Here is a 25,007-nt window from a genome sequence, read left to right on the forward strand (position 1 = left end):
GCCTCTCCTAATTTACAAATATTTTTAAATGATTGAATTTTTAATCCAATTATTACATGTGAATCGGTCTCTTAGCCGTAGCATCCAATGCTGCTTCTTTGATGGCTTCCGCATACGTAGGGTGTGCGTGTGAGCTTCTTGCAATATCTTCGGCACTAGCACGGAATTCCATCGCAATAACACCTTCCGCAATAAGATCGGCAGCTCTTGCTCCTACGATATGCATTCCTAATACCTCATCTGTTTTTTCATCGGCGATGATTTTAACCAGACCATCAACATCACCACTTGCGCGGCTTCTTCCTAATGCTCTCATCGGGAAAGATCCAACTTTATAAGCAACACCTTCTTCTTTAAGCTGCTCTTCTGTTTTACCTACTCCGGCAACTTCAGGCCATGTGTAAACAACACCCGGAATTAAGTTATAATTGATGTGAGGCTTTTGTCCTGCTAAAGTTTCAGCAACAAAAACTCCTTCCTCTTCCGCTTTGTGAGCTAACATTGCTCCTTTAATAACGTCTCCGATCGCATAAATGTTGGCAACATTTGTCTGAAGGTGATCGTTTACTTTTACTCTTCCTCTTTCGTCAAGCTCAACACCTGCTTTTTCCAGTCCAAGTCCGTCTGTGTAAGGTCTTCTTCCTACAGAAACCAGACAGTAATCTCCTTCAACCGTTACTTCTTCTCCTTTTTTATCTTTCGCAGTGATTTTCACGGTATCTCCATTTCTTTCCACCGCTGAAACAGCTGTAGAAAGCATGAATTTCATACCCTGCTTTTTAAGAACTTTCGTTAACTCCTTGCTTAGAGCACCATCCATTCCAGGGATGATTTTATCCATAAATTCAACAACGGTAACCTGGGCGCCTAATCTTAAATAAACCGAACCTAATTCTAGACCGATAACTCCACCACCAATTACTACCAGATGCTTAGGAATTTCTTTAAGGTTTAAAGCCTCGGTAGAAGTAATGACTCTCTCTTTATCAATCGTAATGAAAGGCAAAGAAGATGGCTTGGAACCTGTTGCAATGATGGTATATTTAGAATCAATGGTTTCCGTGGAACCGTCGTTTTTTGTCACTTTAATCTGGGTTGCAGATTCGAAGCTTCCGACTCCTTCAAAAACAGTGATTTTGTTTTTGTTCATCAGATAGCTGATTCCATCGGTATTTTGTTTGATAACCTCATTTTTACGCTCGATCATTCTTGCGATATCAGCCTGAGGCTCATTGATAATGATTCCGTGGCCGGCAAAATTATGTTTGGCATTTTCAAAATGCTCTGAGCTGTCTAAAAGCGCTTTCGACGGAATACATCCTACGTTAAGACAAGTTCCTCCCAAAGTTGGATATTTTTCAATAATTGCTGTAGTGAAACCTAATTGTGCAGCACGGATTGCAGCAACATAACCACCAGGACCGGAACCGATTACGGTAACATCGAATTGACTCATGTTATTTTATGAATTTGTTTATTATTAACTTTCTTATGCTTACAAATTTAACGATTAATTATCAGGTAGGAAAGTGAGATTTGTCAAATTTTCGGGATAAGGGCAGGAAGATGAATGATAGGGGTTTATGTATTGTGATTATCTTCTGACATCCTGCTTCGAGCTTCCCGCATATTACCTATTACTTTCATCAAGTCAATTCACACTCAGTTTTCCTTGGCCGATCATCCCGGCAGAATCAAAATAAGAGCCTCCGTACACATACCAATCAAGGCTTTCCAGATATTCTACCGCATTTTCAGGAGTAATATTCGGGCGGTCTTTCTTAGAAACAATTCCCCGGTACCATCTTCCTGATTTGGGATAATGCTCATATTCAACCAGATAATTAATCCATATTCGCTGGCATAGCTTACACTGCTGAATGCTTACTTCCGCATACCTTCCATTGGTATGATCTATCCCTAAAGCGGAACTTCTGTACTCCGTATAATTTGAGGTGGGCTTTTCGCAGGCGCAGCCTATTCTCTGGATTTTATTCATGAAAATTTTAATAGTTGGATAAAATTAAGTTGTCAAAAGTATAAAATAAGCTACACAAGAGCAATACAGAATTATTTTAAAATGTTCAACAACATCTTTTCGTAGGCATCCAGAATAATATTTTTTGAAAATCTGGATTTAATGGAACTTTTTATCATTTCTTCATCATGACTCTTGTGAAGAATTTTTAAAATTTTCTGAGAAAAATCTTCGTGATTTTCAATATTGGAAATCTCACCATTGATTTCATCTTGTATGATTTCATTGATTCCGCCCGGACAATTGTTAGCTAAAGAGTATGTACCGCAGGCTCCTGCTTCCAGCAAAACATTGGGAAATCCTTCATATCTCGAAGAAAGAATAAAAAGATCTGCATATTTCAGGAATTCATAAGGATTTTCCTGCCGCCCGTGAAAGATGACACGGTTTAGACCCAGGAAATCCTTCATCTGATGCAACATTTCGCGGTCTTTTCCGTCTCCTAAAATGTGGAGTAGAATATTTTCATTTTTTAGTCTTGAAAAAACTTTCAAAAGGTTATCAAAACCTTTTCTCTCCGATAAATTCCCAATGGCCACCACATTTTTATAATTGTATTTAAAGCTTTCGGGTTTTTGTGCAGAAGCAAGTTTTGCCTCTATAAAATCAAAATCTACGGGATTATTGATTTTAACTACTTTATCTGGTTTTATATTGAAATTTTTAACAAGATCCCGCATCATATCATCGCTTTGCGCAATAATCTTATCGTAATTATTATAGAAATTATAGAAGAATTTAATCTCCTTTCTTCTGACATGCTGGGTAACCACATTCGTTTCTCTGGCTATAAATTTTGTTTTGGGAAAAAGTTTGATAAATAATGATAAATACGCATTTACCTCTCCAAAACCGGAAAAGACAATATCCGGTTTTCGGCGGTATATTTCCCTGAGAATGGGCTTGAGGGAATGCCTGATTCTTTCGGTATTAATATCAATAATTTCCACATCTTTACGGAGAAACTTAAGGTATCCTCCTTGTTTACGTAAAAGCAAAATCTTTGGCTCGAAACGATCTCTGGAAAGATGATTCGCAATGGTGGTAACAATTCTTTCTGCACCTCCGGTTTCAAGATCCGGCAGAATAAATATGACAGAAATCTTTTTCATCAATGTAAATTTACTAAAAGTTTTATTAACCTTTAAATTCCATTTTCTATTTCTATAATCCGGAAGAATTTACTTAAAAAAAAAAAAGAAACCCTTCCGTGGAAGAATTTCTTTCATTATTATTTCGTTATTGTTTAAAATCAATTTAGTTGGCGACATCGCTGATGAATTTTATTCTCAACATTCTTACTTCCTCATCAGAAAGCTCATCCCCGAATTCATCCAGCAGCACTTTCATGCTGTCACTTTCAGACTCGTTCATAAACTCCATAAAACCGTCGACAATATCTTCATCAAAGTTATCTTCAATATAATAATCGATATTGAGTTTGGTTCCCTGGTAAACGATGCGTTCCATCTCTTTCAGCAATTCGTCCATCGAAAGGTTTTTGGCTCTGGCAATATCTTCAAGATCGATCTTTTTATCGGTACTCTGGATGATAAATACCTTATGGCTGGATTTGTTCGCCACCTGTTTCAGCACCATATCCTGAGTCCGTTCGATGTTGTTATCTTCTACATATTTGCTGATAAAATCTGCAAACTCCTTTCCGTATTTCTTGGCTTTTCCCTCACCTACCCCATAGATTTTGGTGATTTCTTCAACCGTTATAGGATACTGTACCGTCATATCTTCCAGACTCGGATCCATAAAAACCGTATAAGGCGGAATACCATGTTTTTTGGCAACCTTTTTTCTTAATTCTTTCAGTTGAGTGAATAAATTCTGGTCTAATCCTCCGGCAGACTGCATCTGAACCTGATCGCTCTCGGCTTTGGTCTGTGTAAGGTCAAACTCCCGGTCTTCAGCGATAACGAATGAATGTTCCAGCTCACCGTTTAAAGCCAGTTTTCCTTTTTCAGCAATCTTTAAAACACCATAAGTCTCGATATCTTTCTGAAGAAAATTCTGAACTGTTGCCTGCCGCAAAATTGTCTTCCAGTGATTGTCTTTTTCCTCTTTTCCAAAACCGAAATAAGAACTTTGTTCCAATTTATAAGACTTTGTAACGGCCGTTTCTTTCCCGGCAATTATAGAAATTAAATCTTTTGCTTTAAATTTCTCCCCGGTATCTTTGATCAGCTGCAGAACTTTTTTGAGGTCTTCCGTAGCATCTTTCAGCTTAGGAGGGTTCGTTGAGTTGTCGCACATCTGAGCGCCATCTCCGTTTACAGGATCAAAATTTTCCCCGAAATAGTATAAAATATATTGTCTTCTGCTCATGGAAGTTTCGGCGTAGCCTACCACTTCATTAAGAAGCTGCAACCCGATTTCTCTTTCGGAGACAGGCTTCTGAGCCAGGAATTTCTCTAATTTCTCAATATCTTTAGGATCATAAAATGCCAGACAGTAGCCTTCACCGCCGTCACGGCCTGCCCTTCCCGTTTCCTGATAATAGCTTTCCAGCGATTTCGGGAAATCGTAGTGGATTACAAAACGTACATCAGGCTTATCGATTCCCATACCGAATGCTATAGTCGCGACGATCACATCAACCTCTTCCATCAGAAATTTATCCTGATTGGCCACCCTCACTTTCTGGTCGAGACCTGCATGATAAGGTAAAGCGTTGATTCCGTTAACCTGAAGAAGCTGGGCAAACTCCTCTACTTTACGTCTGCTGAGACAGTAAACGATCCCCGATTTTCCTTTATTCTGATTGATAAATTTTACGATTTCCTTATCGACATTTACTTTCGGACGTACTTCGTAATAAAGATTGGGCCTGTTGAAGCTTTCCTTGAAAACCAGAGCATCTGTCATGCCCAGTGTTTTCTGGATGTCATCCTGAACTTTTGGCGTGGCAGTTGCAGTAAGAGCAATTACCGGAACATCGGCAATTTTATCGATAATAAATTTCAGGTTTCTGTATTCGGGTCTGAAATCGTGTCCCCATTCTGAAATACAGTGGGCCTCGTCTATAGCGAAAAATGATATTTTTACTTCTTTCAGGAAATCCAGATAATCTTCTTTGATAAGAGATTCGGGAGCAACATAGAGAAGCTTTGTTTTTCCGCTTTTTATATCGTCAAAAACCTGCTTGGTCTGTGTTTTGTTTAATGATGAATTTAAAACATGGGCAATTCCGTTATCAGATGAAAGTCCGTTCACCGCATCCACCTGATTTTTCATTAATGCTATCAAAGGTGAAACTACAATGGCAGTACCTTCGGAAATAAGTGCCGGAAGCTGGTAACATAAAGATTTACCACCTCCAGTAGGCATTAAAACAAATATATCTTTTCCGTTCAGAAGGTTGTCAATAATTTGCTCCTGCTGCCCTTTAAAAGTAGAAAATCCGAAATATTTTTTCAATTCGCCCGATAAATTGGCTTTTTTTGCGCTCATCTAATTTTATTGCTAAATTTGCATCTAATCCAAAGTTATGAATTTTTCGCTTAAAATAAAAGCGAACGAATTTATAAAAAATTATATTTATAATAAAAATCCTTTTAAAAGATACGTTTTTTTAAGTGATTTTTATATGCCTCACGTAAGTAAAATGGAAAGAGCCGATATTATCTCAATAGCGAAAAGCACCTTAGAAATAGAAATTTCAGAACTTGAAAAACTCCGCGACCGACTAAATGATGATTTTGCCCGCGCCGTGGAAATTATCAACTCTGCAAAAGGAAAACTTATTGTCGTGGGAATCGGAAAATCGGCACACGTGGGAAATAAAATTGTGGCAACGCTGAATTCTACCGGAACACCTTCCCAGTTTCTGCATGCTTCTGAAGCAATACACGGAGATTTGGGTGTGATTCAGAAACAGGATGTGGTGTTGTGCATTTCCAATTCCGGAAACTCACCGGAAATTGTTAACCTTGTTCCTTATCTTAAAGATTATTCTTCAGCCCTGATCGGGATGACAGGTAACAAAACAAGCAAACTTGCCGAGTTTTCCGAAATCATCCTTGATACCCATGTTGATATGGAAGCCTGCCCCAATAAGCTTGCGCCAACGAGCTCCACCACTTTGCAGATGGCTTTGGGAGATGCGTTGGCTATCGCTTTAATGGAGATGAATGATTTTAAAGCCAATGATTTTGCAAAATTTCATCCCGGCGGAAGCCTTGGGAAAAACCTGATTTCGAAAGTGGACGATTTTCTCTCTTCTCAAAAGCCCCAGGTTACGGAACAGGATACGGTGAAAGACGTTATTATCTCCATTAGCGGATCACGTCACGGGATTACCGTTGTTACCAATGCCGATGAAATCATTGGGGTTATTACGGATGGAGATTTAAGACGAATGCTGTTGAAAGGCGATGATATTTCAAAAGTGCTGGCAAAGGACATCATGTCTGCCAACCCGAAAACCATTGAAAGAACGGCTTTGGCAAAAGAAGCCATGAAAATTTTAAAAGAAAACAATATCGGACAGCTTGTTGTGACGGAAAACGGAAAGTATTTCGGAATTATTGATCTTCACAAGCTGCTGGACGAAGGAATTAATTAAGCTGAAAGATTTAACGTTATATAATACCGAAACTTTTTTCATACATTTGAAACCTTAAAAATAGCATCCTGTGAGTGAAAAAGACATGTCTTTCCTTGGACATATTGGAGAATTAAGAGGTCACCTCATCCGTTCGATTCTTGCCATCATCATTGCGGCAGTCATTATCGGATTTAACATCAACTGGATCATGGATCATATTTTTTTCGGTCCCACCAGAAACGATTTTGCCACCTTTGAAATGGTCAATCACTTTTCAAGAATGATTTTGGGCGAAGACAGCATTCACCTTCCTAAAGATTTCCCGGTACGTGCCAGCAAATTATACCAGCAATTCAATGTTATGATGGCGGTATCTATATTTGGCGGTATTGTTCTGGCTTTTCCATACATTGTTTGGGAACTGTGGCGGTTTATCAGCCCGGCCCTTCATCCCAATGAAAGAAAAAATTCCATCTTTATTATCAATTCCGTATGGATTTTATTTATGACGGGAGTATTATGCGGCTATTACCTTATTCTCCCCTTTGCCGTTAATTTCGGAGTTATCTTTAAAATTTCGGATATCATTATTCCGCTGTATGATTTGAGTGACTATACAACTTTATTTTTACAGGTTGTTCTGGGGATGGGGGTTATTTTCCTTTTTCCGATCCTTATTTATTTCCTTACAACCATAGGAATATTAACCCCGGTTTTTATGAAAACATACCGTCGCCACGCGATCGTTCTCATCATGGTGGTAGCAGCAATCATAACTCCGGCAGATGTTTTAAGTATGATGATGGCAGCATTGCCATTGTTATTGCTCTATGAATTCAGCATTGTGATGTGTGCCTATACGTACAAAAAGGTACAGAAAGCGGCAGGTAATCTGCCGGCTGTTAAGAATTAATTTCAAAAACATTAAAACATATTCCCGCGGATACTTTCTGCGGGATTTTTTTTAGGAGCTTATTCGCGCTTTCCGCTGCAATCTTTTTTTCAAAAAGGATTTCCGCTGCAATCACGGCTAGGGTTTTTGTCGGGAATAGAATTACTTTTAAAAAATATTGATCACAAGCCTTTTTAGATTAATGTTTTTTGACCACCCCGTCAAAAATTCTTGAATTTTTGCCACCTCTCCAAAGGATGGGAATCTCACGATAAGGTAATTGATTACAAAATGACATATACAAAGAATGTAACAAAACTTTATTTTTTCCGTCTCATTAAACAGATTTACCGTTGGTAATGAATGTCAGCATTGATTAATTCTTTATTTTAGTCTCCGTAATTTAAATTCAGATGAAAAAACTTTCATATACTCTTTTATTTGCTTCGGGCCTGGTTTTCGGCCAGTTTTTCGAGAAAGGTAAAACTTTTACGAAACAGGACACTTTGAAAGGTTCAGATACAGCATTCAGAAACTTCTGGGATGTAAAGAAGTATGATCTTTCCGTGGAACCTGATTTCGCTGCGAAAAGCATAAAAGGAAATAATACAATCAGCTTTGAAATCACTAAAGATGTTAAAAATCCTACGTTTCAGGTAGACCTTCAACAGCCGATGAAAGCTGATAAAGTGGAAGCAAGCTTTCCTATTGCAGAATATAAGCAGGATGGAGATTTTATCTGGATAAAATCTGATAAAACTTTTAAAAAAGGTGAAAAATATACCATTACCGTTTCGTATTCCGGAAATCCGAGAATTGCAATAAATGCGCCATGGGACAGCGGGTGGGTATTTACCAAAGATGAAAAAGGAAATCCGTGGATGAGTGTTGCCGACGAAGGTATCGGAGCATCAATCTGGCTTCCTACCAAAGATATCTGGAGCGACGAGCCCGAAAACGGGGTGGTCATGAAAATCATTACACCAAAAGATCTGGTTGGTGTCGGAAACGGAAGGCTCATCAGTAAAAAACCGGAAGGTGATAAAACAGCCTACACCTGGGAAGTCAAAAACCCGATCAATGCCTATTCTATCATTCCCAATATCGGAAAGTATGTCAATTTTAAAGATACTTTTAATGGCGAAAAAGGTAAGCTGGATCTCGATTACTGGGTAATAGATTACAATCTTGATAAGGCTAAAAAACAGTTTCAGCAGGTAAAACCGATGCTTTCCGCGTTTGAATACTGGTTTGGTCCCTATCCTTTTTATGAAGATTCTTACAAGCTTGTAGAATCACCGTATCTGGGTATGGAACATCAGAGTAATGTTGCGTACGGAAACCAATATGCAAACGGATACCTGGGAAGAGATCTTTCGGGGACAGGAGTCGGCTTGAACTGGGATTATATCATTATCCATGAAAGCGGCCATGAGTGGTTTGCCAACAATATTACGGCAAAGGACCAGGCAGATATGTGGGTTCATGAAGGATTTACCATGTATTCCGAAGTGCTGTTCACAGAAAAATTCATGGATAAAAAATCAGCGGACATTTACATGCAGGGAATCCACAATACGGTGAGCAACGATATCCCTATCATCGGAAAATACGGGGTGAGAAATGAAGGAAGCGGCGATATGTATCCTAAAGGGGCGAGTATGCTTCATACCATCCGTCAGGTAATCAACAATGATGAAAAATTCAGGCAGATTTTAAGAGGGATCAACAAAGATTTTTACCATCAGACGGTGACGACCCAACAGATTGAAAATTATATTTCACAAAAATCGGGAATTGACTTTTCGAGTGTTTTCAACCAATACCTGAGGTCTGTAAAAATTCCTGTTCTTGAATATGAGCAAAAAGGAGAAGAACTGAAGTTCAGGTATACCAACGTGGTTAAAAACTTCAATTTACCTATAAGAATCGATAGTGAGCAAACGATAAACCCTACCGAACAGTGGCAGACGGTAAAACTAAAAAAGGGAAGCCCTGTACAATTCAATAAAAACTATTATATTAATTACAGAAAGGTACAATAACTGCGGAAAATGATATGAAGGCAAATTTTTTAACAAAGAATTTGCCTTTTTTTTATATTTTAACACAATGCTTTGTAACGAAATTAATTTTTCAGCAACTACTTAATAATAATTTTAAACCCGATGAAGAAATTAGCATTTAGCTTAGGTATTTTATCAGCGTTTCTGGTAAATGCCCAATCCATTAAAACTACAATCGATCTTGTTAATGTAAAAGACGATAAAGTAGCTGTCACTATGGAGTTCCCAAACATGAAATCTGGTGACGTAAAATTTCATTTTCCAAAAACGGTACCCGGAACCTATTCTGTAGATGATTACGGAAGGTTTGTGGAAGGCATTAAGTTTTTAGACAACAAAGGAAAGGAAATTCCATTTTCCAAAGTAAATGACAATACGTATGCCCTCAAGAATGCCAAAAATTTATCCAAAGTTACTTATCTTGTCAACGACAGTTTTGATGATGAAATGGATACTTCCAAGCATAAAGCTGTTTTTTCTCCATCAGGAACGGATATCGAAGCAGGAAAAGTATACCTGATCAATACGCATGGATTCATTGGATATATTGATGACATGCAGGATGTACCGTACCAGCTGGTGATTCAGAAACCTGCGGATTTTTACGGAACAACGGCTTTGGTAGATCAGGATAAGTCGGATGCTACAGACACTTTTACGCTGGCTAATTATGCAAAAGTTACCGACTCTCCGTTAATGTATACCAAACCGGATTATATCACCTTCAATGCAGGAGGTATGGACCTTGTATTAGGCGTATATTCCCCTTCCGGAAAATATAAAGCAGCAGATTTTAAAGATAATCTTGAGAAGATGGTAGTGGCCCAAAAGAAATTCCTGGGTGATATGAATACCAACAAGAAATATGCAATCATGCTGTATCTTTCAGGAGGAGACGGTCCTCAGATCAAAGGCTTCGGTGCATTGGAGCATCATGAATCCACCAGTGTCGTATTGCCTGAGATGATGCCGAAAGAAGCTATTGATGCAACCATTACAGATGTTGTTTCGCATGAGTTTTTCCATACCGTAAACCCTTTGAAAACTCATTCTGAAGAAATTCATTACTTTGATTATGCAGACCCGAAAATGTCTCAGCACCTTTGGATGTATGAGGGAGGGACTGAATATTTTGCCAATCTCTTCCAGATTCAGGAAGGCCTGATTACAAAAGAAGAGTTTCTTAAGAGAATGAACGAGAAAATTAAAAATTCAAAGAATTACAATGATACCATGCCTTTTACGGTAATGAGTAAAAATGTTCTTCTTGACGAATATAAAGACCAGTACAGAAATGTATATGAGAAAGGCGCACTTCTCGCTATGTGTCTGGATATTGAGCTCAGAAAGCTTTCCAACGGTGAAATGGGATACCGCGATATGATCAGAAAGCTGTCTCAGCGATTCGGAGAAAACAAACCGTTCAAAGATGACAAGCTGATTGATGAGCTGGTAACCGTTACAGGCTATCCTCAGGTAAAAGATTTTTATAACAAATATATTGCAGGAAGCCAGCCTACTCCTTATGCACAATATTTAAACATGGTTGGTGTAGAATTGAAATCACAGGAAACCCCACCGATTTTCTGGTTTATTAAAGATGCAAACCAAACAGGATATGATGAAAAAGATAACGCATTCGTTTTTGATGAAAGTCTTGCCTTATCACCATTTGCAAAAAGTATCGGATTCAAAATTACAGATAAGGTTGTAGCTTTAGACGGAAAAACAATTAATATACAGAATATTCAGGATTTCATTAATTATTCTAAGACCATTAAAGAGGGTCAGAATGTAACAGTGACTGTTCTGAGAGACAACGGCGGAAAAGCCGAGAAAATGGACCTTAAAGGAAAAGCCATCCTTGAAAAAATGACTATGGAAACCATTCAGTTCAAAGCCAATCCAACTCCGGAAGAAAAGAAACTTCAGGATCAGTGGCTTACGGGAAAGAAGTAATTGTTAGTCATACTAATATAATCAAAGCGGGGAACTTTTCTCCGCTTTCGTTTTTTGAAGTAATCCTGCGAAATATTTTAGGAGCTTTTTCCCGCTTTCCGTTGCAATCTTTTTGCTTCCCGCTGCTGTCAGGCTGAGCCTGTCGAAGCCTGCAAAAAGGATTTCCTCTACAATCGGGGCTAGTGAAAAAAGATGAATAAATAACTTCAGGAGGTCAAATGATGAATTTTCTTATTTAAATTAGATTATTCATTTTTAAACCACCCCGACAAAAATTTCTAAGAAATTTTTGCCACCCCTCCAAAGGAAGGGAATTATGAATCGGTATAGAAATTCCGTGAGTTTGTCATGCTGTAAGCATCTAAACTTTTATATTTAAATTCCAAAGCTACAAACGGTAAAAGATATAAAAGGAAAGATTCTGTATTCTGTATTCCACCTCGCTTCACTCAGAATGATAGGCTATACTTAAAAAAAACATCTAATACTCTGAATTTCCAGCGTTTAAAGAAAATCAAAAGTAACAGCAATAGCTATGCTTTTTTAATTGTAATCCTAAAAGTCGTTCCCTTCCCTACCTCAGTTTGAGCAATCCTGATATCACCGTTATGATACTCCTGTATCACTCTTTTAGCGAGCGACAATCCTAATCCCCAACCGCGTTTTTTGGTAGAATATCCTGGTTTGAAAGCATTCAGTGCCTGCTGTTTCGTCATGCCGCTTCCGGTATCCTGAACTTCTACTACAATATTTTTATTTCTTTCGATCACCGACATGGAAATTGATCCCTCTCCTTTCATAGCGTCAACTGCATTTTTCACCAGGTTTTCAATTACCCAGCTCATCAGAATCCTGTTATGCGGAACAGAAATCGTATAGGCGGGAAGATGCAGTCCAAAATTAATTTTACGGGAAATCCTTGTTTTCAAATAATCATAATTCTCCTGAATGGTAGCATTAAAATCCTTGTCATTCAGCTCCGGAACGGAACCGATCTTCGAAAACCTTTCTGAAATGGTTTTTAGACGGTCAATATCCTTTTCTATTTCATGGATGCCTTCAGATTCGGGATCATCCAGCTTCATGATTTCCATCCAGCCGATCATCGAGGACAAAGGCGTTCCGATCTGATGTGCTGTTTCTTTGGCAAGTCCTGCCCAAAGATAGCCTTCATCTGTTTTCTTGATAGTCCTGAAAAACCAGAACGAAAACAGGAAATAGCATAAAATAAAAAAACCCAGTATGTACGGGGAATATCTCAGATTATTTAATAATGGAGAGTTATCATAAAAAACGATCTGCTTATCTCCTTTTGCAATTTCAATCACAATAGGAGGATAGCTTTTAGCCATCTTCTTTGCTAAAGCGACAATTTGAGCAGAATCATTTTCTACATCTTTCGGAAGGTTTTTATGCTCAATCACATTGTCATTTTTATCTAAAATAATAACCGGAACGGTAGTATTTGAGCTGTAAATTTGTAAAAGCAAAGCCTGAACTTCCAGATTAGGATTATCTACTTCCTGTTGAAATTTAAGGGCACTCACCAGGATATCAACCCTTTTAATCTCTTCCTTACGGAGAAAATTAATGAGAATGGTGGAGGCGATCACAATCGTGAGAACGACAATGGTCATCAGAACAAAAATGATCCAGTTATTAAGCCTTGCAAATATTGATTTTCTCAAAGCAGATTATTTTAAAACATTCAGGATTTTCTGCAGCTCTGTGCTTCCGCTTCCCTGATAATTGTTGATGATGATTGAAAACACATATTTTTTCCCGTCTTTGGAGGTATGGAACCCTGCAAAAGATTTAGTATCTTTCATGGTTCCGCTTTTCATTTTCATTCCGTTGTCCTGGGTTGGGAAGCCATCGTAATAGGATTCGAACCATGGCTGTTTTTTTGCGTAGATCAATGCCTGTACTTCGGCTCTGGCAGCCACATAGTTTTGTGGAGATAGCCCGCTTCCGTCGGCAAAATTAATCATATTCGGATTAATTCCTTTCGACTTCCAGAACTCTTTTAAATATGCAACTCCGCTTTTAAAAGAAGGATTTCCTTTTTTTTCCTTTGCTAAGGTTTTAATCAGTGTTTCTCCGTACAGATTGATGCTCTTTCTTAAAAACCAATAAATGATTTTATCCAATGTCGGAGATTCATAAGTAAAGATGATATTGTTTTTCGGAATTTGAACAGGCTCTTTTCCTTCGATTTCAAGCTGGGAGCTGGTGATTACTTTCCCTGACCAATCAATTCCCGAATCTTTCAGCCACTTTTTTACTTCAACCCCTAATTGTAAAGGTGGATTGGGGGTAGCTCCGGAAACAGTCACCGTTTTGGACGGCAGCGTTCCGTTGATCAGGGCTACGTTTGAATGTGGTGCTGTAAAAATCAGACTTTGGTCTGAGCTCCCTCCTATTTTCACATCATTGAGCCAGTTGACGCCTTCCAAATCATAAGAGAAGCTTTTAAATTCGTTTCCATTGATATTGATATCAAACTGATTTTCGCGCCAGTTGATCCCCCAGACTCCTGCACCGTAATAATTTCCCAAGTCATCCCACGGCCAGCCTCCGGGAATCGTCTGGTGGTCAAAATAAGAATCATCAATAATAAGATCACCGGAAATTCTGGTAATTCCTGCTTTCTTTATCGCTTCTATCAGTTTCTGCTTAAAATTTTCAGGTTTATACCCATCATAGCGCCAGCTTCCCAGTGTAGGATCTCCTGTGGAGCTGATGATTAAATTTCCCTTTAAGTTTCCGGAAGATATAGTTCCCGAATATCCTGATGTCGTCTTATAGGTATAATTTTTTCCCAACACTTCAAGTGCTGCCGCGGCAGTGAATATTTTCTGAGTAGAAGCGGTAGACAGCCCTTTATTTCCCTGATATTCATAAATAAAATTTCCGCTTTCATCGGAAACATACAATGATAGGTTTGATGAAACGGCACCTGAAGAATTCATCAGATTTTTGGTGGCTTCATCAAGTTTCTGGGATATATCCTGTGCAAAAACAACCTGCACGGATAAAGTAAGGACTGCTAATGTTTTTCTCATTGCATTTTGGTTTTTAAATTTATTGGTGCTTCGACAGGATCAGCATGGCATGCTTAATAAGACTCCTTTACATTTTTACCTTTAAATATCATTTAACATGAGTATAAATGCTATTCTATTCATTCAAATATAATTAAAAAATAAATTACAATTCGGTTCCCGGCTCGATCTCGTAGGGAACTTTATCTTTTTCGAAAATCCTTGTCAGTTCCGCGCCCTCAACGGTTATTTCATCACCTTTTCTCCGGATCCAGTTTCCTTCGCGAAGCCCTACTACTTTAAGGTCGTTTTGGGTAAGAAATTCTTTGATTCTTGTTTCTCTTGTTTCCCCATTATGTTTAAGTTCGGGATTCGGATCCAGATAATGCGGATTGATATTGAACGGTACTAATCCCATACACTCAAAACTTGGCGGATAAACAATCGGCATATCATTGGTTGTTTTCATATTTTGTCCGCCGATATTGCTTCCGGCACTGCATCCCAGGTAAGGCTTTCCGCATTCAACATTAGTTTTGAGGACCGACATCAGGTTTTCTTCATGCAGGGTTTTAACCAATAAAAACGTATTTCCGCCACCGGTAAAGAACCCTTTTGCATTGTTTAAAGCTTCAGCTTTATCATTAAATTCATGAAGACCTTTTACTTTTATACCAATCTTTTCAAAGAAAGAACTCGCTTTTGCCGTGTATTCATCATATGAAATACCGCCGGGACGTGCAAAAGGGATGAAAACAATTTCATCAATTCCTGCATACAGCTGTATTAATTCTTCTTTTAAATATTCAAGATATTCTCCGCCGAAGAGAGTGGAGGTTGAAGCTAATATGATATTCATCGGTATATATCGGTTTAATTTAAGCAGCAAAGATAGTTTTTAGAATGCTGAATCTAAAATTAATATAAAACACATGTAAAAGCCGTTAATTTTTTCAAAAAAAACTTAAAGCTTCTAAAATATTAACTTTTATGGAATTATTATTGAATTTTATTTTCTGCAATTGAAAAATATTAGAATTATGAAAATGACTAAAATGAATATCAGAAACCTGTTTTTAGGAATCATGATGATAGGAACCGCTGGTTTTGCAAGCGCACAAACCACACAGACAGACAGTACAACAAGTACGTCATCTACAGCGAATACAACAGTCGCTACGACTGCTACCCAGTCTAACCCTGCTATCGAAGCTTTAAAAAAACAGATAGAAGCAAATCCCAAGGATACCGAAGCTCTTTCAAAACTGGCAGGAGCATATCAGGAAGCATCTGACTGGACCAATGCCATTGATACATGGAAAAAAATATCAGTTCTTGTGCCTGACTGGGCACCATCATATTACAGCCAGGCGTATGCCTATCAAAATGCTAAAGATGATGCCAATGCAAAGTTAGCTTATGAAAAATATATAGCGACAGTAAAGCCTGAAGAGGTAGAGCAGAATAAGAAAAATCTTGCCTATGCTTACTTTTATGTAGCATTCTCAGAGCAACAGTCGAATCCCGATAAGGCAAAAGAGCATATTGCAAAATCATTACAGTATGATCCTACCAATCAGGATGCGATCAAACTTAGCCAGGCGTTGAATTCATAAATCATGAATTTAAATTGAAAAAGATCCGGACTTCCGGATCTTTTTTGTTTTAATGATCCGAAACTCCGCTGCATGCTGCAGGGCATATTCGGGAATCATTGAAAGTATGCTGCAGGCTGCAACAAGGTTTCGGGTATTCCCGAAATTTTGCCGTAAGGGTGTGATGGCTTTTCGGGTATTCCCGAAGACCTGATGCAAGGGTGTGACAGACTTTCGGCCCGTATTTGTATGTTTTTGGCTAAGCCGTTTGATTTTATTTTTAAGGTTGGGCGGACTAAAGTCCGCCTGTATTGATAAAGTTGTCTTATTTTCCACCAAATATTTTTCATTCAATCTTTTATCTTTACTTTAAATTAGCATTAACCTTATCTAATATAATTTCTCACTCCAAAAAGGAATGTTTATCTTTGTAGTACATAAATCTGTAAAACATGAAATTTTTTATTGACACTGCTAATTTAGAGCAAATTAAAGAAGCTAAAGATCTTGGAATTCTTGACGGTGTTACCACCAATCCGTCATTAATGGCTAAAGAAGGAATTCAGGGTGCTGAAGCGATTAAAAATCACTATAAAGCAATTTGCGAAATCGTAGACGGCGATATTTCTGCGGAAGTTCTTTCTACGACTTATGAAGAAATGATTAAAGAAGGTGACGAATTGGCAGCCATTCACCCGAATATTGTGGTAAAAATCCCAATGATCAAAGACGGAATTAAGGCATTAAAATATTTTTCAGATAAAGGAATCAGAACAAACTGTACTTTAATTTTCTCTCCGGGACAGGCGCTTTTGGCAGCTAAAGCAGGTGCGAGCTATGTTTCTCCTTTCCTGGGAAGACTGGATGATATTTCAACAGATGGACTGAACTTAATTCAGGAAATCAGATTGATATTTGATAATTACATGTATGAAACTGAAATTCTGGCAGCTTCTATCCGTCATTCTATGCATATTATCGATTGTGCGAAGATTGGTGCTGATGTGATTACGTCACCGCTTCCTCCGATCTTGAGCTTATTGAAGCACCCTTTAACAGATAACGGGCTTGCTCAGTTTATTGCAGATTCTCAGAAACTGGCTTAATCTTTTTTATGATAATACAATTTCAGCGCGGAAACGAAGTTTCCGCGCTGAAATTTTTACGGTTCAATATTCCTTACCGGTTTGCACGGGTTTCCTACCGCTACTACATTATCCGGAATATCTTTTGTAACAACGCTTCCTGCTCCAATCACGGAATTATCTCCAATTGAAATCCCGGGAAGCACCACTACATTTCCGCCAAACCATACATTGTTGCCCACTTGTATCGGATGTGCTGTTTCGAGTCCTTCGTTGCGCTGTTTGGCATCAATGGGATGACTGGCCGTATAAAAGCTGCAATTGGGACCGATAAATACATTATCACCAAAAGTGACTTTTGCGCAGTCTAAAATAACAAGATTATGGTTGGCATAAAAATTTTCTCCTGCTTCTATATTGTAGCCATAGTCGCACCAGAAAGTGGGTTCGATACAGATATTTTGCCCGGATTTTCCCAATATTTTTTTCAATAATGATGTTCTTCCTTCAGTATCAGAGTTTTTAAGCTGATTATATTCGCCGCAAAGATCTTTAGCCGTTATCCTTTCCTGTATCAGTTCCTGATCATAATTGGCATTGTACAAAAGTCCGGCCACACATTTTTCTTTTTCTGTCATAATTTTGTGATGATTTATGGTGTAAACATAAAGATAATAAAAAAGAAACAGGATGAAAGTAGATTTCATCCTGCTTTTAAAACAATTTATAATTTATTTTACTAAATCCGGTTCGATAGGATTATTATTTTTTGCTAAAGATTCTTTGACTATTTTTTCCCTTTCCCTGGCGGCTTTGTTGGGATCTGTGATCTCGTTGCCATTACTGTCGATATGTTTTATGATAACATTCTCCCCGTTATCAGCCATATTTCTCATGTTTCTCATATTTTTAGCAGGATCTTTAACATATTCCTTCCATAATTTCTTATACTTGTCCTTAGTGATTTCTATTTCCTGTAATCCTCCAAATATAACTTTTACGTCACCATTTTCGATTTCTTTAGTTTCTTTGGCGGGAGCTTTTATCGTTTTATTTCCTACTAAAGTCATAACATGGGTACCGGTGGTATCTTCAAGCTTTATAATAAGTCCCGGAAGCCCATAGAATTTATAGGGTCCGTCCTGAATCGGAATTTCGGTGCTGAACCAAGCAATCCATTCTCTTCCACCATAGCTCGTCGTAGCCTTTTGTGCAGTATATTCTCCTATCTTTTGCTTTTCAGAAAGAATTTTCCATTCGGGCTTCTGATCCTCATTTACCTTGTATTGATCTGCAAAAATTCGTGTAAAAAGATAGGTTTTGAAATCAGGGTATGACTTAGTTACTTTGTAGTTTACAGTTCCGGGATTTCCTCCTTCTTGGAAATTCAGAGCTCCTCCTCCTGTTATCTGTTTCTCTATATTGGCAACCATTGTAGAATCAAAAATAAATCTTTTATGGCTATAATAGTTTGATCCTTTTGCATCAATGTCTAATAACATCATTTCGTTTATGATATTCGTTTTGTTATTAATGTCCGGAACATACTTATACTCGTAAAAGAAACGGTTGATTTGCGCGTGTGTGCATATGCTTAAAAGCAGGCAAAATAAAATGTTTTTTTTCATCATTTGTAGTTTAAAAAGCCTTGCCGACGATTTTTAATTTATATCTATTGGCAAAACTGTAAGGTTAGACTTTATTTTTTTTTAATTATTAAATATTTTTTAATTCCCAACTAAATCCGGTTCTATAGGATTGTTATTTTTGGCTAATGACTCTTTGGTTCTTTTTTCCATTTCTCTGAATACCTGATTCGGGTCTGAAATTTCTTTACCATCCTGTGTTCTTACTTTGAAGCTTACTTTCGAATTATCGCCTCCGTTTCTCATCATCATTTCCCTCATATTTTTAGTAGGATCGTTCACATAGTCTTTCCAAAGCTTTTTGTACTGATCTTTGGAAATTTCCAGTTCTTTCCCTCCTAATCCCATGATGCTTACATTTCCCGGAACATCCATCTCTTCCGATGCTACAGGAGCTGCCATTTTTTTATTTCCTACAAGAGTCATCATATGGGATCCTGTAGTATCTTCAAGCTTTACGATAAGTCCGGGAAGTCCGTAAAATTTATAAGGTCCGTCCTGAAAAGGGATATCGATACTGAACCATGCAATCCATTCTCTGCCGCCATAGCTTGTTGTCGCTTTTTGTGCATTGTATTCTCCTATTTTCTGTTTTTCAGGAAGAATTTTCCATTCCGGTTTTTTATCTTCTTTTACTTTATACTGATCCATGGAAATCCTTGTGAAAAGATAGGTTTTAAAGTCGGGATAACTTTTTGTCACTTTATATCCTACCTGCCCCTGATTATTTCTTCTGCTGATGCTGATATTTCCGGTTCCTCCTTTTATCTGCTTCTGCACTTGTGCCATTGATGTGGAATCGGCAACAAACTTATCTCTGCTGTAATAATTCGAACCTTTTTGATCGATATCCAATAGCATCATTTCGCTTTTCACCTCTTCCTTATTATTAGAATCGGGAATGAATTTGTATTCATAGAAAAAACGGTTAATTTGAGCGGTTGCCATTATGCTTGTCAACATAAAAAGCAGACTTATATTTTTCATGGTTATTACATTTTTAAAAGCTCTGTCAATATTTTGTAATCAGTATTAACAGAGCTGATTGGAACTTTATTTTTTGGTTTCAATTTTTATTTCTCCGGCACTTTTTCCGTCTGTATTCCGCTTAATAATGTTCATACTTCTGATGGTTTCCGGTTTAAGGGCTTCCATCTGTTCTTTTGTGGATTCTTTTCCGTCGATATAGATTTTTAAATCCCCTATTCCATCTGCATTCTTAAATCCTGAAGTAATAATTGATGTTCCGTTGTTGCTGATTTTTATATTATCCGCATTCATTCTGAAGGTACGGTCTCCCGGAAAACTTTTGAAGATATTGCTGTAAATGTATGCCCTTTTTGCGCCATCTAATGCTCTTCGTTCTGCTTCAATTTTGGCTCTTTCACCTTCCAGCTTCGCTCTTTTTTCTTCCAGCCTTGCACGCTCTTTATCAAGTTTGGCTCTTTTTTTAGCTGTTGCAGCAGATTCTTTTGCATTTTCAGAAGATCTTACAAGCATATCTGCTTCAGGAGTCCACTTCATATCTCCTGTTCCTTTAAACTTATATACTTTAACTTTCGGCGCATCAGGCGGTGCGGGAACATCAGGAAATTCAAAGTTCATTTCAGGGACATCCGGCATTTCAAATTCATATTTGAAATCTTTAACTTCCTTCATTGCGTCTTTAAATTCTTTGGAATTAAAATATTCGTCAAACTTCATATCTTTTCCGTCTATTTTAATAACCATTGCAGAATTTAGGAACTCTTTGGAACTTGCTATTTTCCCGATTTCACCGGAAAGTTTCCCGATTTCTTCAAGATTCTTATTGTATTCATTGCTTTCCGGCTTAAAGTTTTTCAGGGCTTCGGTTCTTTCCTGGATTTTTTTGCTCAGTTCAGCAATCTTCCTGTCATCATCTGCTTTTTTGTATACTTTAGGAGTAATAATAGTGTTATTTTCAGACGTTTTAGGAGTAATAGTATCTTTTTTAGCAATGGTTTTATTTTCTGGTTTTATTTGAGAAACGGCTTTCTCAATTTCCATATTTGTTGCTTTAATCTCCTGGTTTTTAGCATTTACCAGATAAGCAAAAGCTACTGAAAACACGACCGGCAACGCAAAAATTCTACGCGCATATCCGAATTTGGTTTTAGGTTTTTGTAACATTTTTAATCGTTTTTTTAAATTGGAACTTAAAAATGGACTGGTGGCAGGCAACTGATTTCCGGAAAAGTGGCTTGCTAAAAGCATCTGCGCAAATGCTTTGGTGTCCGATTGTTTTACGGCTTTTTTATCAGCCAGATATTCGTGAATTAGACTAATTTCTTTTTTAATGAGATGAAAGACCGGATTGAACCAAAAAACAGAGGTAATAACTTCAATAAATATTTTATCGAATGAGTGTTTCTGCTCAATATGTACCATTTCATGCTTTAAAATCTGCTTTCCTATATCAGAATTCAATGTGATGGAATTCTTCCAGAAAAGATTTTTAAAATAGGAAAACGGTGCTTCGGTAAGATCGGTCTGATAAAAGTTGATCCCGTCAAAACTTTCTTTCCTGAACTGGCTTTTAAGCTTCTGGATTCTGAAGAGACCATAGATAAATCTTCCTAAAAAATAGCAAGAAACCAGTCCCAAAGCTGAAAAAATAATTCTAAAATAAGGGTAATCATGGGTTGGGTTTTTAGTGTTAAAATTCTGTACTGTATCTATTAATTTGTATATATTACTGCTTACTTCAATGGTGAAGTCTTCTACTTTTACCAAAGGAAGCAAGAGGGATATGAGCATCGCAGACAAAAGATAAAATCTGTTGTAGTGATGAAATGTCTTGTCTTTTAAAGACAATTTATAATACAAAAACATTACACCCGAACACAGAATAACTTTTCCTAAGTATAAAAGTACAGTTTCCATAAGCTATCAGTTTTTCTTTTTAAGTTCATCCAACAGCAGTTCAAGGTCTTCTACGGTCATTTCGTTTTTTTCTACCAGAAATGAAACGGCACTTTTATAAGAACCTTTGAAATAGTTTTTCACCAGGCTTTTTATTGTCTTTCCGGAGTATTGTTCTTTCGATACCAGCGGAAAGTATTCATGCTGTCTTCCATATACACTATAATCTACAAATTCTTTTTCTTTCAATACTTTAAGAATAGTAGAAACGGTGTTGGTATGGGGTTTCGGCTCAGGAAAAAGGTCAAGGACATCTTTTAGAAATCCTTTTTCGAGTTTCCATAAATACTGCATTACCTGCTCTTCTGCTTTTGTTAACGTCTGAATTTTCATACTCTTTTTCATTTATCATTTTACGTGATATCTATTCACATTTTCAATATCACTAAGAAATTAGTTATACAAATGTAGAAATATTTTCCTTTCAAACAACTATTTTTCTAGTGATAAGAGACGCGTATTTATAAATGACTGAAAATCAATAACATATTTTTTATTAAAATTTGTTAAATTTTTAACAGCAGTAAATTATCAATCTATATATGTTCAGAAAAAGGAATAATTCTCATCAAAATTCTTAAAACTTGTTAAATTTTATTAAATAAAATTAAAATGAATTTGTCTTAACTCAGAAAATATATTTATTTTAGTGCTTTAAAAATTTCTCATGAAAAGATATAATTTGTTATTTGTACTATTACTACTGATTTTTAATGTTACCAATGCTCAGAAGAAGGGTTCTCCCGCGGCAGATTTCAGTGCAATAGGTGAAGCGAAAACCAAGATTGAAAATACAGTTCCTTTAGTTATCAAACATTTAAAAGAGATCAGCGAAAAAGAAAATGATCCCAACATCCTTACCAACGGAACCACCGCGTTAGCAAAAGAATATGGAAAAGTAGAACTGGAGTGGCGTCTTTACAGAGGAAACATGAACAACTGCATCCTCAACAATTCTTCCAAAAAAGCTAAAAAGTGTATGGAGTATCATAACTCAATGTTCAGAGGTACCCTTATCAACTACAACAACTATATTACCAACCTTACCAGAAAGAACGGATATCTTGGGGTAGAAGGTGATACAAAATTTGAGATGAATCCTTCTGAAGTAACCACAAAATTAAGCGAATCTTATTTCAACGGAAGTGATGCCGCCAACAGAATGAAAGGAAACCAGAAAAAAGAATTCTTAAGCCAGACTACAGCAGACGACAATGCGCTGAAACCGTTTAATCAGCTTATAGTAGAATAATTTTTCTTTAAACAAAATATTCCCGCTTTACAGGCGGGATTTTTTTTGCCTTTATCTAAATTATTGTATGGCATAATAATTAGTACCATTTTAATACTAATTCAATACAGATGAGCACATTTAAAAAAGGAGATATGGTACGGTGGAATTCCAGTAATGGCGAAACTCATGGAGCTGTTACAAAAGTCCACACCAAAGATTTTGTATTTATGGACAGGCAGCGGAGAGCTTCCGAAGACAACCCACAATATGAAGTAATGAGCGAAAAAACAGGAAAATCGGCTGTACATAAAGCATCAGCCTTAAAAAAAATGTAAAGGCCGCAAAAGTGCGGCCTTTACATTTATACTGATCTATTTTATTTTATCATAAATAAATTTGGTAACAATCGCTCCGAATAGATAATAGGCAACCGTCATTATTTTCTTCTGATTATTCTCGGCAACCGGCGTATCATCAAGACCTAATTTTTCAGGGATAACAACCGCCCCAAGTCCCATCAATACTCCGGAAGCCATATTAAAGCCGCTGGTAGCCGTAGCTGCATAATACATCCCGTTTCCGATGACATCTCCGGCAAGAGTTGCGGCATACAGCTGATCGTGATTGGTAACTTTCGCGTCAACCTTATCCAGTGCTTTATTTAAAGCTTCCTCTCCCACTTTATTGATCTCGGGAACATTATCGAAATTTTTTCTGATGGCTTCATGCAGAAGGCTTAGCGCTACAGCACCGCCTAAACCTGCCAGGATTTTTTTGTACATAGTATTGTAATTTATGGTGTATTAATCTACCTGCATAAATTAAGCCATTGGAAAAACATTCATACAAAAAAAGAGTATTGCCGTAGACAATACTCACTGTAGTAGCGGGAACCGGACTCGAACCGATGACCTTCGGGTTATGAGCCCGACGAGCTACCTACTGCTCCATCCCGCGGTATATTTTTGAACGCTTACCGACAAGCGTCATATTAGTAGCGGGAACCGGACTCGAACCGATGACCTTCGGGTTATGAGCCCGACGAGCTACCTACTGCTCCATCCCGCGGTATATTTTTTGTAACGTTACCGACAACGTTAATCTTAGTAGCGGGAACCGGACTCGAACCGATGACCTTCGGGTTATGAGCCCGACGAGCTACCTACTGCTCCATCCCGCGATATTGGATTGCAAATATACGACAATTTTTTTAAAATCCTAATTTTTCTTTTAAATAAAGGACTTTCACAAAAACTATTTTAATATTTGTATCTTTGAACTATGGCAAAAATATTAAGAATTTATCCCGAAAACCCTCAGGAAAATCTTATCAATGAGGTGATTAAAACTTTAAATAATGGTGGACTAATTATTTATCCGTCTGATACGGTGTATGCTTTGGGCTGCAATATTTTTGATATTAAAGCTATGGAAAAGCTCGCACAGATGAAAAAAACAAAGCTGGAGAAAGCACGGTTTTCAATAATCTGTAATGACTTGAGCCACCTGTCGGATTTTACAAGACCTATTGACACCTCAGTGTTCAGGTTTCTGAAGAGCCATCTTCCGGGTCCCTTTACATTTATTCTCGATGCCAATAAAAGCCTTCCATTAGCTTATAAAGGACATAAAACCATCGGAATCCGTGTTCCGGACCATCCCATTCCCCAACTGATTGTGGAAAAATTAGGACATCCTATTGCCTCAACTTCTATTAAAGATGATGACGAAATCATTGAATATTCTACCGATCCGGAACTGATCGCAGAAAAATACGATCATCTGGTGGATATTGTCATTGATTCCGGGTACGGAGATAATGTGGCTTCTACCATTGTCGATCTGACCTCCGGGGAACCCGAAGTAATCCGTCAGGGAAAAGGAATTATATTATAGTGTCTTATTTTTGATCATTTAATAAATTTTTATACTCATAATGCATCTGCA

The 25,007-nt window shown here is 37.5% G+C and carries 23 protein-coding genes and 3 tRNA genes; 9 read left to right on the forward strand and 17 right to left on the reverse strand.

What is annotated here, in order from left to right; all coding sequences use genetic code 11:
• Window positions 1–52: 52 nt before the first annotated feature.
• The 4 genes from lpdA to recQ all read right to left on the reverse strand — a co-directional run bounded on the left by lpdA (window position 53) and on the right by recQ (window position 5,500).
• Window positions 53–1,456: a dihydrolipoyl dehydrogenase gene (gene lpdA, locus HHL20_RS08880; RefSeq protein ID WP_169230780.1), complete on the reverse strand. Its 1,404-nt coding sequence runs from the start codon at window positions 1,454–1,456 to the stop codon at window positions 53–55.
• Between the two features lie 195 nt (window positions 1,457–1,651).
• On the reverse strand, window positions 1,652–1,999 hold the full coding sequence (locus tag HHL20_RS08885) for a hypothetical protein (protein WP_169230781.1): 348 nt from the start codon (window positions 1,997–1,999) through the stop codon (window positions 1,652–1,654).
• 71 nt (window positions 2,000–2,070) lie between these two features.
• The gene (locus HHL20_RS08890) at window positions 2,071–3,150 is read right to left on the reverse strand and encodes a glycosyltransferase (protein ID WP_169230782.1); all 1,080 of its coding nucleotides are present in this window, start codon (window positions 3,148–3,150) and stop codon (window positions 2,071–2,073) included.
• Window positions 3,151–3,295: 145 nt separating this feature from the next.
• A complete protein-coding gene (gene recQ, locus HHL20_RS08895; RefSeq protein ID WP_169230783.1) occupies window positions 3,296–5,500 on the reverse strand; it encodes a DNA helicase RecQ in 2,205 nt (734 codons plus the stop codon).
• 154 nt (window positions 5,501–5,654) lie between these two features.
• Here recQ and HHL20_RS08900 point away from each other — a divergent pair, with 154 nt between their 5' ends.
• The 4 genes from HHL20_RS08900 (at window position 5,655) to HHL20_RS08915 (ending at window position 11,513) form a co-directional block, all read left to right on the forward strand.
• A complete protein-coding gene (locus HHL20_RS08900) occupies window positions 5,655–6,614 on the forward strand; it encodes a KpsF/GutQ family sugar-phosphate isomerase (RefSeq protein ID WP_169231159.1) in 960 nt (319 codons plus the stop codon).
• 70 nt (window positions 6,615–6,684) lie between these two features.
• Entirely contained in the window at window positions 6,685–7,509 is an 825-nt protein-coding gene (gene tatC, locus HHL20_RS08905) for a twin-arginine translocase subunit TatC (RefSeq protein WP_169230784.1), read from the forward strand.
• A 392-nt stretch (window positions 7,510–7,901) separates the two neighbouring features.
• Window positions 7,902–9,533, forward strand: coding sequence for a M1 family metallopeptidase (locus HHL20_RS08910; protein ID WP_169230785.1), 1,632 nt, complete (start codon window positions 7,902–7,904; stop codon window positions 9,531–9,533).
• A gap of 123 nt (window positions 9,534–9,656) precedes the next feature.
• On the forward strand, window positions 9,657–11,513 hold the full coding sequence (locus tag HHL20_RS08915) for a M61 family metallopeptidase (RefSeq protein ID WP_169230786.1): 1,857 nt from the start codon (window positions 9,657–9,659) through the stop codon (window positions 11,511–11,513).
• 533 nt (window positions 11,514–12,046) lie between these two features.
• Here the strand turns inward: HHL20_RS08915 and HHL20_RS08920 are convergent.
• The 3 genes from HHL20_RS08920 to pepE all read right to left on the reverse strand — a co-directional run bounded on the left by HHL20_RS08920 (window position 12,047) and on the right by pepE (window position 15,416).
• Complete coding sequence (locus HHL20_RS08920; RefSeq protein ID WP_228463142.1) at window positions 12,047–13,201, reverse strand: sensor histidine kinase; 1,155 nt, start codon at window positions 13,199–13,201, stop codon at window positions 12,047–12,049.
• A gap of 6 nt (window positions 13,202–13,207) precedes the next feature.
• Window positions 13,208–14,578 (reverse strand): D-alanyl-D-alanine carboxypeptidase/D-alanyl-D-alanine endopeptidase, encoded by a 1,371-nt coding sequence (gene dacB / locus HHL20_RS08925; protein ID WP_169230787.1) that lies wholly within the window; start codon window positions 14,576–14,578, stop codon window positions 13,208–13,210.
• A 145-nt stretch (window positions 14,579–14,723) separates the two neighbouring features.
• Window positions 14,724–15,416: a dipeptidase PepE gene (gene pepE / locus HHL20_RS08930; protein WP_169230788.1), complete on the reverse strand. Its 693-nt coding sequence runs from the start codon at window positions 15,414–15,416 to the stop codon at window positions 14,724–14,726.
• Between the two features lie 181 nt (window positions 15,417–15,597).
• Here pepE and HHL20_RS08935 point away from each other — a divergent pair, with 181 nt between their 5' ends.
• Window positions 15,598–16,173 (forward strand): tetratricopeptide repeat protein, encoded by a 576-nt coding sequence (locus HHL20_RS08935; protein WP_169230789.1) that lies wholly within the window; start codon window positions 15,598–15,600, stop codon window positions 16,171–16,173.
• A gap of 9 nt (window positions 16,174–16,182) precedes the next feature.
• Here the strand turns inward: HHL20_RS08935 and HHL20_RS08940 are convergent, their stop codons facing one another.
• Complete coding sequence (locus HHL20_RS08940; protein ID WP_169230790.1) at window positions 16,183–16,488, reverse strand: hypothetical protein; 306 nt, start codon at window positions 16,486–16,488, stop codon at window positions 16,183–16,185.
• A 116-nt stretch (window positions 16,489–16,604) separates the two neighbouring features.
• Here HHL20_RS08940 and fsa point away from each other — a divergent pair, with 116 nt between their 5' ends.
• Window positions 16,605–17,258, forward strand: a complete 654-nt coding sequence (gene fsa / locus HHL20_RS08945; RefSeq protein ID WP_169230791.1) for a fructose-6-phosphate aldolase — start codon at window positions 16,605–16,607, stop codon at window positions 17,256–17,258.
• 56 nt (window positions 17,259–17,314) lie between these two features.
• Here the strand turns inward: fsa and HHL20_RS08950 are convergent, their stop codons facing one another.
• From HHL20_RS08950 to HHL20_RS08970, 5 genes are all read right to left on the reverse strand, one after another.
• Entirely contained in the window at window positions 17,315–17,875 is a 561-nt protein-coding gene (locus HHL20_RS08950; RefSeq protein ID WP_169230792.1) for a sugar O-acetyltransferase, read from the reverse strand.
• 93 nt (window positions 17,876–17,968) lie between these two features.
• Window positions 17,969–18,868 carry a GLPGLI family protein gene (locus tag HHL20_RS08955; protein WP_317165973.1) on the reverse strand — a complete coding sequence of 300 codons (900 nt, stop codon included), beginning with the start codon at window positions 18,866–18,868 and terminating at the stop codon, window positions 17,969–17,971.
• A 96-nt stretch (window positions 18,869–18,964) separates the two neighbouring features.
• The gene (locus HHL20_RS08960) at window positions 18,965–19,870 is read right to left on the reverse strand and encodes a GLPGLI family protein (protein WP_169230794.1); all 906 of its coding nucleotides are present in this window, start codon (window positions 19,868–19,870) and stop codon (window positions 18,965–18,967) included.
• A 66-nt stretch (window positions 19,871–19,936) separates the two neighbouring features.
• A complete protein-coding gene (locus HHL20_RS08965; RefSeq protein ID WP_169230795.1) occupies window positions 19,937–21,787 on the reverse strand; it encodes a M56 family metallopeptidase in 1,851 nt (616 codons plus the stop codon).
• Window positions 21,788–21,793: 6 nt separating this feature from the next.
• On the reverse strand, window positions 21,794–22,159 hold the full coding sequence (locus HHL20_RS08970) for a BlaI/MecI/CopY family transcriptional regulator (protein WP_169231161.1): 366 nt from the start codon (window positions 22,157–22,159) through the stop codon (window positions 21,794–21,796).
• Between the two features lie 334 nt (window positions 22,160–22,493).
• On the opposite strand from HHL20_RS08970, the gene HHL20_RS08975 reads away from it, so the two are divergent.
• Both HHL20_RS08975 and HHL20_RS08980 read left to right on the forward strand, forming a co-directional pair.
• A complete protein-coding gene (locus tag HHL20_RS08975) occupies window positions 22,494–23,078 on the forward strand; it encodes a hypothetical protein (RefSeq protein WP_169230796.1) in 585 nt (194 codons plus the stop codon).
• Between the two features lie 110 nt (window positions 23,079–23,188).
• On the forward strand, window positions 23,189–23,395 hold the full coding sequence (locus HHL20_RS08980; protein ID WP_169230797.1) for a hypervirulence associated TUDOR domain-containing protein: 207 nt from the start codon (window positions 23,189–23,191) through the stop codon (window positions 23,393–23,395).
• Window positions 23,396–23,431: 36 nt separating this feature from the next.
• Here the strand turns inward: HHL20_RS08980 and HHL20_RS08985 are convergent, their stop codons facing one another.
• From HHL20_RS08985 to HHL20_RS09000, 4 genes are all read right to left on the reverse strand, one after another.
• Window positions 23,432–23,842, reverse strand: coding sequence for a hypothetical protein (locus HHL20_RS08985; RefSeq protein ID WP_169230798.1), 411 nt, complete (start codon window positions 23,840–23,842; stop codon window positions 23,432–23,434).
• A gap of 102 nt (window positions 23,843–23,944) precedes the next feature.
• Window positions 23,945–24,017, reverse strand: a tRNA-Met gene (locus HHL20_RS08990).
• Window positions 24,018–24,055: 38 nt separating this feature from the next.
• Window positions 24,056–24,128, reverse strand: a tRNA-Met gene (locus HHL20_RS08995).
• A gap of 39 nt (window positions 24,129–24,167) precedes the next feature.
• Window positions 24,168–24,240, reverse strand: a tRNA-Met gene (locus HHL20_RS09000).
• Window positions 24,241–24,341: 101 nt separating this feature from the next.
• Between HHL20_RS09000 and HHL20_RS09005 the strand changes: the two genes are divergently transcribed.
• A complete protein-coding gene (locus HHL20_RS09005) occupies window positions 24,342–24,956 on the forward strand; it encodes an L-threonylcarbamoyladenylate synthase (protein WP_169230799.1) in 615 nt (204 codons plus the stop codon).
• The last annotated feature ends 51 nt before the right edge of the window (window positions 24,957–25,007 follow it).

It is taken from the genome of Chryseobacterium cheonjiense (assembly GCF_012927265.1).
Classification (GTDB): Bacteria; Bacteroidota; Bacteroidia; order Flavobacteriales; family Weeksellaceae; genus Chryseobacterium; species Chryseobacterium cheonjiense.